The organism is Streptomyces sp. NPDC085460 (assembly GCF_044541975.1).
In the GTDB taxonomy this organism is placed as follows: Bacteria; Actinomycetota; Actinomycetes; order Streptomycetales; family Streptomycetaceae; genus Streptomyces.
On sequence record NZ_JBITTO010000006.1, the window covers coordinates 203,391 to 214,421 of the forward strand.

The 11,031-nt window shown below is 73.8% G+C and carries 10 protein-coding genes; 3 read left to right on the top strand and 7 right to left on the bottom strand.

What is annotated here, in order from left to right:
• The first annotated feature begins 129 nt into the window (after positions 1–129).
• Positions 130–2,838: an ATP-binding protein gene (locus tag ACIGHB_RS17345; RefSeq protein WP_399913919.1), complete on the top strand. Its 2,709-nt coding sequence runs from the start codon at positions 130–132 to the stop codon at positions 2,836–2,838.
• A 69-nt stretch (positions 2,839–2,907) separates the two neighbouring features.
• On the opposite strand, the gene nucS is transcribed toward ACIGHB_RS17345, so the two are convergent.
• Positions 2,908–3,579, bottom strand: a complete 672-nt coding sequence (nucS, locus tag ACIGHB_RS17350) for an endonuclease NucS (RefSeq protein ID WP_399913922.1) — start codon at positions 3,577–3,579, stop codon at positions 2,908–2,910.
• Positions 3,580–3,806: 227 nt separating this feature from the next.
• Between nucS and ACIGHB_RS17355 the strand changes: the two genes are divergently transcribed.
• On the top strand, positions 3,807–4,199 hold the full coding sequence (locus ACIGHB_RS17355) for an SCO5389 family protein (RefSeq protein ID WP_360310700.1): 393 nt from the start codon (positions 3,807–3,809) through the stop codon (positions 4,197–4,199).
• Positions 4,200–4,332: 133 nt separating this feature from the next.
• On the opposite strand, the gene ACIGHB_RS17360 is transcribed toward ACIGHB_RS17355, so the two are convergent.
• Entirely contained in the window at positions 4,333–5,367 is a 1,035-nt protein-coding gene (locus ACIGHB_RS17360; protein ID WP_399913926.1) for an LLM class flavin-dependent oxidoreductase, read from the bottom strand.
• 198 nt (positions 5,368–5,565) lie between these two features.
• Here ACIGHB_RS17360 and ACIGHB_RS17365 point away from each other — a divergent pair, with 198 nt between their 5' ends.
• Positions 5,566–5,892, top strand: a complete 327-nt coding sequence (locus ACIGHB_RS17365) for an ATP/GTP-binding protein (protein WP_399913929.1) — start codon at positions 5,566–5,568, stop codon at positions 5,890–5,892.
• A gap of 28 nt (positions 5,893–5,920) precedes the next feature.
• Here the strand turns inward: ACIGHB_RS17365 and ACIGHB_RS17370 are convergent, their stop codons facing one another.
• From ACIGHB_RS17370 to ACIGHB_RS17390, 5 genes are all read right to left on the bottom strand, one after another.
• Positions 5,921–6,757, bottom strand: coding sequence for an ABC transporter permease (locus tag ACIGHB_RS17370; protein WP_360310694.1), 837 nt, complete (start codon positions 6,755–6,757; stop codon positions 5,921–5,923).
• Complete coding sequence (locus tag ACIGHB_RS17375) at positions 6,754–7,920, bottom strand: ATP-binding cassette domain-containing protein (RefSeq protein WP_399913932.1); 1,167 nt, start codon at positions 7,918–7,920, stop codon at positions 6,754–6,756. The genes ACIGHB_RS17370 and ACIGHB_RS17375 overlap by 4 nt, the downstream gene beginning before the upstream one ends.
• 212 nt (positions 7,921–8,132) lie before the next feature.
• Positions 8,133–8,912, bottom strand: a complete 780-nt coding sequence (locus ACIGHB_RS17380; protein WP_360310690.1) for an ABC transporter permease — start codon at positions 8,910–8,912, stop codon at positions 8,133–8,135.
• A 2-nt stretch (positions 8,913–8,914) separates the two neighbouring features.
• Positions 8,915–9,928, bottom strand: a complete 1,014-nt coding sequence (locus ACIGHB_RS17385) for an ABC transporter ATP-binding protein (protein ID WP_399913936.1) — start codon at positions 9,926–9,928, stop codon at positions 8,915–8,917.
• A gap of 86 nt (positions 9,929–10,014) precedes the next feature.
• Positions 10,015–10,950, bottom strand: coding sequence for a cellulose-binding protein (locus tag ACIGHB_RS17390; protein ID WP_030492585.1), 936 nt, complete (start codon positions 10,948–10,950; stop codon positions 10,015–10,017).
• Between the last annotated feature and the right edge of the window lie 81 nt (positions 10,951–11,031).

Sequence of the window (11,031 nt, forward strand, 5' to 3'; positions counted from 1 at the left end):
TGACGTCTTGGTCTCCACGGCACCCCGCCTGTTCCCGGGGGTCCCGTGACCGTCTAGGGTTCGGTCGCCCGCACCCGACGACGGACCCACCCGGCGGGCTCCGCACCACCGCTCTTGGGGGCTTTGACCATGGACCCGATACACCGCGGGCCGGCCGAGTCCGGTCACGACGCCGCGGCCGAGGACGCCCGCCCCGCACAGCCCGCCGCCCTGCCCGACCGCGCCGCCCCGGCACCCGCCCGCGCCCGCGTCACCCGGATCGTCTCCGGCGACCTGCTGCTCACCGTCAACCCCGTCGACGGCAGCGAGATCGAAGCCCGCCCGCCCGGCGAGGAACCCCCGGCCGTCCGCCGCCGCACCCCCGAGGAGCGCGCCGAGGCCGCCCGCGCCGCCGCCGTGCCCGTCCCGCCGGGACCCGCCGCCCCCGCGCTGCCCCTCCTGGAGCGCGAGGAACAGCGCGCCCGGCTCACCGAGACCCTGACCCGGGGCCGCTGCGCCCGCCTCACCGGCCCTGACGGCTCCGGCCGCACCGCCCTCCTCGACGCCGTCGCCGCCGACTGCGCCACGCTCGCCCCCGACGGCGTCGTCCGCCTCTCCGGCCACCACCGCACCACCGGCGAACTCCTCCACGACCTCCGCGCCGCCGTCCTGCACGCCCCCGGCCACCGGCCCGACCGCGACGGGCTGCGCGCCGACCTCACCGGCATCGGCGCCGTCGTCGTCGTGGACGACCTGGAGTTCGGCGGCGCCGCCCTGGACGAACTCCTCGCCGCGGCCCCCGAGTGCGCCTTCCTCCTCGCCGCCGCCCCCGGCGTCCCCGTCCCCTCCGCCGACGCCCCGATCGAGGAGGTCGCCCTCCCCGGCCTCGGCCGCGCCGCCTCCCTCCACCTCCTGGAGGCCGCCGTCGGCCGCCGCCTCACCGAGGAGGAGGCCAACTGGGCCGGCGACCTCTGGTTCGAGTCCGAGGGCCTGCCGCTCCGCTTCGTCCAGGCCGGCGCCCTGCTCCGGCAGCGCGACCGGCTCCGCGTCACCCCGGCCGAGTTCGACGCCTTCGGCGCCCTGGAAGAGGCGTTCGGCCCGACGGGCACGGGACCGGGAACGGGCCCCGCCGGCGCCGTACCCGCCCTCGACCCGTACGAGAACCCCGACATCGAGCTCCACGAGGTGCCGCTCCCCAGCCTCGGCGAGGGCGCCGCCCCCGCCGCGCTGCTCGCCTCCCGGCTCAGCCGCTCCGCCCAGACCACCCTCCGCTTCGCCGTCGCCCTCGGCGGAGAGGTCCCGCACCACGCCCACCTCCCGGCGCTCGTCGGCGACACCCACGCCGACGCGGCCCTCGGCGAACTGCGGGCCTGCGGGCTGCTCAGCCCCGCCGGCACCCGGCACCGCCTCGCCGGCGGCGTCCTCACCCAGCTCCTCGCCCACGGCTACGGCCACGACGCCGCCGACCGCGTCCACACCGCCGCCCAGCACTACGCCTGGTGGGCCGGACACCCCTCGGTCGGGCCCGAGCGCGCCTCCGCCGAGTCCGACGCCCTGCTCGCCGCCCTCGGCGCCCTCGTCGGCGGCGACCACGGCGGCGCGACCGGAGCCCCGGCGGACGCCGCCGCGGCCGGAGCGGCCGGCGGCGAGCCCGGCGCCGACCCCCGCGCCACCGCCGTCGCCCTCGCCCGGGCCGCAGCCCCCGCCTTCGCCGCCGGGCTCCACTGGGGCGCCTGGGAGCGCGCCCTGCGCTCCGGCCAGGAGGCCGCCCGGCTCGCCGGGGACGTCGCCGAGGAGGCGTACTTCCACCACGAGCTCGGCGTCCTCGCCGTCTGCGGGGGCAACCTCGGCCGCGCCCGCGCCGAACTGGAGGCGTCCATCGGTCTGCGCGGCGTCCTCGCCGACAAGCGCGGCACCGTCGCCGGACGCAGGGCCCTCGCCCTCGTCGCCGACCTCACCCGCGAGCAGGAGCCCCCGCGGACCCCGCCGCCGTCCCGTACCGACTCCCCGCCCCGCGGCCTGCCCGTGGCCCCGCCCGTCACCCTGGCCGCCCCCGAACCGCCGACCGAGCTGCTGCCGCCGGTCCCCGCCGCCGCCCCGTCCGCCTTCCCGGACTTCCCGGCCTACGCGGACGCCGAGGACCAGGGCCCCACCGTCGTCTCGCGTACGGCCGCACCGGCGGACAAGCCGCGCCGGAGCCTCAAGGCCGGCATCCTCGACGGCACCCGCCGCAACCTCGCGGCCGTCGGAGCCGGCGCCCTGCTCGTCGCCGTCCTCGGCACCGTCGTCACCCTCGGCGCCACCTCCGGCACCGACGAGACGCCGACCTCCGGCACCGTCACCACCGACAGCACCGCCGACCAGGGCGACGGCACCGACGAGGTCCCCGGCACCGACGACGGCGCCCCGGACGACTCCGAACCCGCCGACCCGCCCGCGAGCGGCACCCCCACCGCCTCCGGCTCGCCCGGCCCCACCACGCCCGGCACCACCCCGACGTCGGCCGGCACGGACCCCACGGGGACCGGCGCGCCGTCCACCACCACCTCCGGCGCGCCGGACCCGACGCCCACCACGAGCGCCCCCGGCACGACGGACGGCCCGACGACGCCGACGGACCCGCCGACGAGCCCCGGACCGAGCACGACCCGGCCCTCGACGCCGACGACGACCACGCCACCGGTCTCGACCACCCCGCCGTCCACGTCGGTGTCGCCCCCGACCCCGCCGACGGCCACCCCGTCCACGACCTCGTCGAGCCCGGCGCCCAGCGTCACGACCACCACCACGTCACCGGGCGCCGACGCCTCCTCCACCCTCGACGGCACCCCCACCCCCGGCACCGCCACGGTCGGCTGAGACCGGGAAAGGGGACGGCCCCGGGCGCTCACCGCGCCCGGGGCCGTCCCCCTCGTCGTACCGCCCGGCTCAGAACAGCCGCAGCTTGTCGTCCTCGATGCCGCGCAGCGCGTCGTAGTCGAGCACCACGCAGTCGATCCCGCGGTCCGTCGCGAGGACCCGCGCCTGCGGCTTGATCTCCTGGGCCGCGAAGATGCCCTTCACCGGGGCGAGCAGCGGATCGCGGTTGAGCAGCTCCAGATAGCGGGTCAGCTGCTCCACGCCGTCGATCTCACCGCGCCGCTTGATCTCGACCGCGACCGTGGCGCCGTCGGCGGTCCGGCAGAGGATGTCGACCGGGCCGATCGCCGTCGGGTACTCGCGGCGGACCAGCGACCAGCCCTCGCCGAGCGTCTCGATGCGGTCGGCGAGCAGCTCCTGGAGGTGGGCCTCGACGCCGTCCTTGATGAGACCCGGGTCCACACCCAGCTCGTGGGACGAGTCGTGGAGGATCTCCTCCATCGTGATGATCAGTTTCTCGCCCGCTTTGTTGATCACGGTCCAGACGCCGGCCTCACCATCGGCACCCTCCTTGAGGGTGCACGGCGGAGACATCCAGTTGAGCGGTTTGTACGCCCGGTCGTCCGCGTGGATCGAGACGCTGCCGTCGGCCTTGATCAGGATCAGACGGGGTGCGGAGGGCAGATGGGCCGTGAGCCGGCCCGCGTAGTCCACGGAGCAACGGGCAATGACGAGACGCATGGTCGGCAACGCTACAAGAGGAGCGCCCTTCTACGCGATTCGGGCACCCGCATGAGCCGAACACCCGTCGGTTATCGGCCTGTTGTGTGCCCATTCTCCTGGTGCGGGCAGCACCGCGCGCTTACCGTGGATGCTGGAGGTCGTCGTCCGTGCACGCTGCGTGGCGTACGTCGGCCCTCGTCCCTGCCCGCACAGACCCCGTCCGCGGGGTCGCGAGAGGAGAACCCATGTCGCTCGACGTCTCACCGGCACTGTTGGAACAGGCCGAGCGAGGCGAGGTCGACGAAGCCGCTTTCGTCGACTGCGTCCGGACCTCCCTGCCCTTCGCGTGGGAGATGATCAGTTCTCTGGTGGCCCAGCTGGAGGTGGAAGGCGGAGAGTTCGCCGACAACCAGACGCCGCCGCCGAACGAGCAGGCCCGCGGTCAGCTGCTCCGCGCCTTGGCGAGCGACGCCATCCGCGGTGCGCTCCAGCGCCACTTCGGTGTGCGTCTCGCCTTCCAGAACTGCCACCGCGTGGCGGTCTTCCCGCTGGACCCGTCGGTGGACGAGCGGCTCGCCCGCTTCACCTCGATACGGGGCCAGCTGCTCAACCAGTCGCCGGAGCTCCGCGACTGCTGAGGTCCGGCCGTCGCCACCGGGACCGGCGAGGACTCGAACGCCGCCGCTCCGCGTCGCGGGAGCCGCGTGCGGTGCGTGCCGACGCGCACCGCACGCGGGGACGCCGGGGCGACGGCGGGTCCGGTCCGGCCGCTCAGCCCAGCCGGGGCAGGACCTCGGCGCCGAGGCGCCGCAGGTTCTCCTCGGTGCCGGCGAGCTCGCCGGAGCCCTCGGCGAGCAGGGCGAAGCGGGTGATCCCGGTGCGCTCGGCGGTCGCCGCCAGCCGGTCGGCCGCGACGGCCGGGGTGCCGACCGGGTGCAGCGAGCAGAGCAGCTCGGTGTACGCCACCGGGTCCCGCATCGCCCGGTGCCTGCCGTCCACCGTCACATGCGCGTTCAGGCCCTGCCTCAGCCAGCCCGGCATCGCCTTCACCAGGGTCTCCGCCGCCTCCTGCGTACGGTCCGCGAGCTGCACCACGCCTGCGGAGACGTGCCCGGCGGCGATCCGCGCGATCTCGTCCGGGTCCCGTCCGGCCTCGCGCGCGCAGCGGGCCCAGGCGGCCACCATCTCCGCCTTGTCCTCGTCGCCGCAGTGCATGCCGAGGAGCATCGGCAGCCCGCGCTCGGCCGCGAGCCGCACGCTCTTCGGCGAGGTGCAGGCGACGACCACCTCCGGCGACGCGTCGCCGCCGATCAGCTCACCGGGCCGGGGCACCACCGGCACCTCACGGAAGGAGAATCGTTCGCCCTCCGCACCCACCCGCGCCTCGGTCAGCCAGCGCAGCAGCAGATCGAGGGCCTCGGGGAAGCCGCGCTCGTACGCCTCCAGACCCGCGCCGAACACCTCCAGGTCCACCCACGGCCCGCCGCGGCCCACCCCGAGGGTGAATCTGCCGCCCGAGACCACGTGCAGCAGCGCCGCCTGCTCGCCGAGGGCGACCGGGTGGACGCTCGGCAGCACGCTCACCGCCGTCCCCACCCGCAGCCGGCGGGTGCGGCCGAGCAGCAGCGCCGCCAGCGTCACCGCCGACGGGCAGACGCCGTACGGCACGAAATGGTGCTCGGCCAGCCAGACCGAGTCCAGGCCCGCCTCCTCGGCCACCTCGGCGGTCCGCACCGCGCGGTGCAGTGCCTCTCCCTGCCCCTGGCCCGGAAACTGAGCCGCCAGAACGAACGTTCCTACGCGCATCGCCTTCTGCCTCCTCGCGGCCGACGCGTTGACTCCCCCTCGTACCGGCAACAACGCCTGACACGTGCCAAAGGCAACGGCCCCGCGCGAAGTTCTTGCGATTTTCGGCCCGCGCGCTCCGGCCGGGGCCCCGGCCCCCCTGTCGCGGCCCGTACGCTGGAGGGAACGGTCCGTGTTCCCGACCCCGTGAGGTGTGCTGTGTCCCCGCGTCACAACCGTTCCCGCCGCGGCTCCAGGCCCGAGGCGCAGGACGACCGCGACGACCGGTACGGCGGCTCGCAGGCCACCGAGACCTGGCAGGGAGAGGAGTGGTACGTCCGCCTCGTCGCCGGCGCCAGCTCCCCGGGCAAGCGCTACCGCTGCCCCGGCTGCGACCAGGAGATCCCGTCCGGCGCCCCGCACGTCGTCGCCTGGCCCGAGTTCGGAGGGGTCGACGACCGCCGCCACTGGCACAAGGCGTGCTGGAACGCGAAGGACCGCCGCACCACCCGGGCGCAGCGGTCCCGCAACGCGCCGAAGTACTAGCCGGTACCAGCCCCCGGCCGGCCCGGGCTCAGACGTCCCGGCTGTTCAGCAGCGCGTACGCGCCGCCGAGCGCCACCACCGTGATCCCCGCGAGGATGAACAGGGCCTCCCAGCCCGCCGGCCCGCCCCCGCCGAACGGCGACTCCGCGCTGTACAGGGCGATCATCTGCGAGGGCACCGCGTAGGTGAACAGCGCCTCCTGGACGCCCTTCAGCGCCGGCGAGAACATGAACAGCGCCGCCACCAGCGGCAGCAGCAGCACGCCGATCATCACCGTGATCGCGCCCGCCGAGTGCCGCACCAGCGCCCCGATCGCCATCGACAGCAGACCGAGCATCGCCATGAACGCGGCCGCGCCGACCGTGGCCCGCGCCCACTCCGCGCCCGTCGGCTCCGCCGCGTCGACCATCGCCACCTGCGCCGTCGCCACCGCGAAGGCCATGACCAGGGTCACCGTGAAGACCAGCAGGAAGAAGACGATCGCCTTCGCCGTCAGCACCCGGGACCGGCTCGGGCAGGCCGTCAGCGTGGTCCGGATCATCCCGGTGCCGTACTCGGACGAGATGGTCAGCACACCCAGCGTGATCACGCAGATCGACGCCGGCAGCATCCCGAAGAAGCCCAGCGGCAGCGCCGAGTCCTCGCCCATGCCCCCGCCCTCGCCGGCGGCGACCGCGGCCACGCCGAGACCGATCACCAGCATCAGCAGGACCATGGTGCCCAGCGTCCACATCGTCGACCGCACCGAGCGGATCTTCGTCCACTCCGAGGCGAGCGCGTCCCCCAGGTGCGCCCGGCGGACCGGGATGGGGGAGACGTAGCCGTACGGCGGGGGAGGCGTCTGCATCGGCGTCGGGGCGGTCATCGGGCGTCCTCGGTGGTGTCGCTCGGCTTCTGGAGGCTCGGCTGCGGGGTGCTCGGCTGCGGCGGACTCTGCGGCGGCGCGGCCGGAGCCGCGGGCGGCTGCGGGGCGGCGTAGGGGTTCTGGCCGGGCGGCGGCGGGGCGTACCAGCCCTGCTGCGGCACGTCCGCCGGGACCGGCGGCTGCGGCGGCACCCCGTACCCCGGCTGCCCGGGCTGCGGCGGGGCCTGGAGGTGTGCCAGCTTGTCGTCGGTGGAGCGGTAGTCCACCGCGCCCTGCGTCAGCCGCATGTACGCCTCCTCCAGCGACGCCTGGTGCGGGGACAGCTCCCACAGCCGTACGTCCGCCCCGTGCGCCAGGTCGCTGATCCTCGGCAGCGGCAGCCCGGTGACGCGCAGCGCGCCGTCCGGCTCGGAGAGGACCTGGCCGCCGGCCTCGACGAGCACGCCCGACAGCTTGTCCCGCAGCGCGGTCTCGCCGTCCGGCGTGCGGACCCGCGCGAAGTCCGCCGAGTTCGCCGAGATGAACTGCTTCACCGGCATGTCGGAGAGCAGCTGGCCCCGGCCGATCACGATCAGGTGGTCGGCGGTCAGCGCCATCTCGCTCATGAGGTGGCTGGAGACGAAGACCGTGCGGCCCTCGGCGGCCAGCTTCTTCATCAGGTTCCGGACCCAGAGGATGCCCTCCGGGTCCAGGCCGTTCACCGGCTCGTCGAAGAGCAGCACCTGCGGGTCGCCGAGCAGGGCCGCCGCGATGCCGAGCCGCTGGCCCATGCCGAGCGAGAAGCCCTTGGAGCGGCGCTTCGCCACGTCCTGGAGGCCCACCACGCCCAGCACCTCGTCCACCCGGCGGGCCGGGATGCCGGCCAGCTGGGCGAGCGACAGGAGGTGGCTGCGGGCGCTGCGCCCGCCGTGCACCGCCTTGGCGTCGAGGAGGGCGCCGACCTGCCGGGGCGCGTTGGGCAGCTGCCGGAAGGGGTGGCCGCCGATCGTCACATGCCCGGCCGTCGGCCGGTCCAGGCCCAGGATCATGCGCATGGTGGTCGACTTGCCGGAGCCGTTCGGGCCCAGGAAGCCGGTGACGACACCCGGCCGCACCTGGAAGGAAAGGTTGTACACGGCCGTCTTGGCGCCGTAGCGCTTGGTCAGGCCGACTGCCTCGATCATTCTCCAGCCCCATCGACAGCTCGGTGGTGTGCGATCGGGGCATGGCGGCGCGCGGCCGCAGAGCCCCCGTACGAGTCAGGAGCTTATCCAGGCGTTGACGGTTCCCGCGCCGGAGAAGCGAGACCGAAGCGAAACCTCCGGGGAAAATCGGGGACGCCCCGGACCCCGCTCAGGGGGCTCCGGGGCGTCCCGCGGGACCGTGCGGCGGCGCCTCAGGCGTCCCGCCGCTTCAGCACCAGGTAGCCGCCGAGCAGCGAGGCCGCCACCCAGATCAGCATGATCCCCAGCCCGCCCCACGGCCCGTACGGCGCCTTCTCCGTGCCCAGCGCGTCCGGCACCACCTGCATGATCTTGGAGCCGGCCTGGTCGGGGAAGTACTTCGCGACCTCCTTCGCCTTCGGCACCGCCGACAGGATCTGGGAGATCAGGAAGAAGAACGGCACCAGGATGCCGAGCGACAGCATCGAGGAGCGGAGCATCGCCGCCACGCCCATCGAGAAGACCGCGATCAGCCCCATGTAGATCCCGCCGCCGACCACCGCCCGCAGCACGTTGTCCGCGCCGATCGTCGTCCGGTGCTCGCCGAGCAGCGACTGCCCGAGGAAGAACGACAGGAAGCTCGTCACCAGTCCGACGGCCAGGGCGAGCACCCCTGCCACCGCGATCTTGGAGAAGAGGAAGGTGGCCCGCTGGGGGACGGCGGCGAGCGAGGTGCGGATCATGCCCGAGGAGTACTCGGTCCCCACCACCAGCACGCCGAAGACCACCATCGCCAGCTGCCCGAGCACCATCCCGGAGAAGCTGACGAAGGTCGGGTCGAAGGTCGCCCGCTCCAGGTCGGAGAGGTCGCCGAAGCTCGCGTTCAGCACCGCCGAGAGCGCGGCGCCCATCGCCACCGTCACGATCAGCGCGCTCGCCAGCGTCCAGACCGTCGACGAGACCGTCCGGATCTTGGTCCACTCCGACTGGAGGACCGCGGGTACCGCTGCCATGGTCAGACCCCCTCACCGGTCGAGCCGGACCCGGAGCCCCGCGCGGGGCCCCAGCCGGAGTTCGCGCCCCACGCGGGGCCCGGCGGGGCCGGTTCGCCGCCGTGCACATCCGTGCCGTGCGCGTGGTACTCCACCGCGCCCGCCGTCATCTGCATGAACGCCTCCTCCAGGGAGGCGCGCTGGGCGCTCAGCTCGTGCAGCGTCAGTTGGTGCCGCGCCGCCAGCTCGCCGAGCCGCTCGGTCGTGGCCCCGTCGACCTCCAGCGTGCCGTTCCCGGCCTCGACCACCACGAATCCATCGGTCTGGAGCACATCCCGCAGGCGTTCCTGCTGCGGAGAGCGCAATCGGACGAAACTCCGGGAATTCTCCTGGATGAAATCCGCCATCGACGTGTCGGCCAGCAGCTTTCCCTGCCCGATCACGATCAGATGATCCGCCGTCAGCGCCATTTCACTCATGAGATGGCTGGAGACGAAGATCGTTCTGCCTTCGGCGGCCAGCGACTTCATCAGATTGCGGATCCAGTGAATTCCCTCGGGGTCCAGACCATTGACGGGTTCGTCGAACATCAGGATCTCGGGATCGCCGAGCAACGCCGACGCGATGCCGAGCCGCTGCCCCATGCCGAGCGAGAAACCCTTCGACTTCTTCCGCGCCACCGCCGTCAGGCCCACCAGGTCCAGCACCTCGTCCACCCGGCGCTCCGGGATCCGGTTCGACTGCGCCAGACAGAGCAGGTTGTTGTAGGCCGACCGGCCCCCGTGCATCGCCTTGGCGTCGAGGAGCGCCCCGATGTACTTCAGCGGCTCGTCCAGCTCGCGGTAGTGCCGGCCGTCGATCCGCACCGTGCCGCTCGTCGGGTTGTCCAGATCGAGCATCATCCGCATCGTGGTCGACTTCCCCGCCCCGTTGGGCCCCAGGAAGCCGGTGATCATGCCCGGCCGGACCTGGAAGGAGAGATGATCGACCGCCGTCTTCGACCCGTACCGTTTCGTCAGTCCGTCAAGCTCGATCATGCGTACCAAGCTAAGGGCGCGCGAAACCCCCCGCCACCGGAGTGACGGGGGGCTCGGAACGCAACGGCTCCCGGCTCGACCGGGGCTTACCGGGTCTGCTGCGCCGGAACGCCCGCGGAGCGCTCCTCGTCCAGCGGGGAACCGGCCGCGGCCACCGCGGCGCCGGTCAGCGTCGCCAGCATCTCGCGGACGTTGGTCAGCTGCGCGTTGATGGAGTCGCGGCGGTTCGTCAGCGCGGCGAGCTCGCGCTCCGATTCCGAGCGGATCCGGTCGGCCTTGGCGTTCGCGTCGGCCACGATGTCCTCGGCCTGGCGCTGCGCGGTCTCCACCGTCTGGCGGGCCCGGCGCTCGGCGTCCGTGCGGAGCTTCTCGGCCTCCAGGCGGAGCTGCTCGGCGCGGTGCTCGATCTCGGCGAGGCGCTTCTCGGCCTTGGCCTGACGGGAGGCCAGGTCGCGCTCGGACTGCTCGCGGCGCTTGGCCAGGTTGGTCTCGAAGTCCGCGGCGGCCTGGGCGGCCTTGGCGCGGGTCTCCTCGAAGAGGGCGTCCGCCTCCTCGCGCTTCGACTGCGCGTCCTTCTGCGCCTCGGCCCGCAGCGAGTTGGCCTCGCCCTGCGCCTTCTCGACGATCCGGACGCCCTCGTCCTCGGCCTTCGCCTTGCGCTCCGCCGCGAACGACTCCGCGTCGTTCCGCACCTGCTGGGCGGCCGACTCGGCCAGCTCACGGTGCTGCTCGGCGGCGCGGCGGGCCTCCTCGCGCAGGTCCTTCGCCTCCTCCTCGGCGAGACGGAGGATCTTCTCGACGCGCGCGCCGAGACCGGCGTACGACGGCTCGGCGTCGCTCACCTGCGCCTGGGCGTTCTGCGTTTCGAGGTGGAGTTCCTCGATGCGCTTCTCCAGCGAGGTGATCCGGGCCAGCGCACTGTCACGGTCGGCGACGAGCTTGGTAATGCGGTCGTCCACCTGACCGCGGTCGTAACCACGCCGCACGAGCTCGAAGCCGAAGGGGGAGGATGTGTCGCTCATGGGGTTCCTGTCGAATGAGACCGGTGAGGTGTTAGAGGGAATCCTAGGGGCCGAAGCGGCGTGTCATCGAGCGTATGCCCG

Bases quoted from the DNA above. Each gene is read 5' to 3' on its own strand.
- ACIGHB_RS17345 (WP_399913919.1), top strand. From the start codon at position 130: ATGGACCCGATACACCGCGGGCCGGCCGAGTCCGGTCACGACGCCGCG.
- nucS (WP_399913922.1), bottom strand. From the start codon at position 3,579: ATGCGTCTCGTCATTGCCCGTTGCTCCGTGGACTACGCGGGCCGGCTC.
- ACIGHB_RS17355 (WP_360310700.1), top strand. From the start codon at position 3,807: ATGTCGCTCGACGTCTCACCGGCACTGTTGGAACAGGCCGAGCGAGGC.
- ACIGHB_RS17360 (WP_399913926.1), bottom strand. From the start codon at position 5,367: ATGCGCGTAGGAACGTTCGTTCTGGCGGCTCAGTTTCCGGGCCAGGGG.
- ACIGHB_RS17370 (WP_360310694.1), bottom strand. From the start codon at position 6,757: ATGACCGCCCCGACGCCGATGCAGACGCCTCCCCCGCCGTACGGCTAC.
- ACIGHB_RS17375 (WP_399913932.1), bottom strand. From the start codon at position 7,920: ATGATCGAGGCAGTCGGCCTGACCAAGCGCTACGGCGCCAAGACGGCC.
- ACIGHB_RS17380 (WP_360310690.1), bottom strand. From the start codon at position 8,912: ATGGCAGCGGTACCCGCGGTCCTCCAGTCGGAGTGGACCAAGATCCGG.
- ACIGHB_RS17385 (WP_399913936.1), bottom strand. From the start codon at position 9,928: ATGATCGAGCTTGACGGACTGACGAAACGGTACGGGTCGAAGACGGCG.
- ACIGHB_RS17390 (WP_030492585.1), bottom strand. From the start codon at position 10,950: ATGAGCGACACATCCTCCCCCTTCGGCTTCGAGCTCGTGCGGCGTGGT.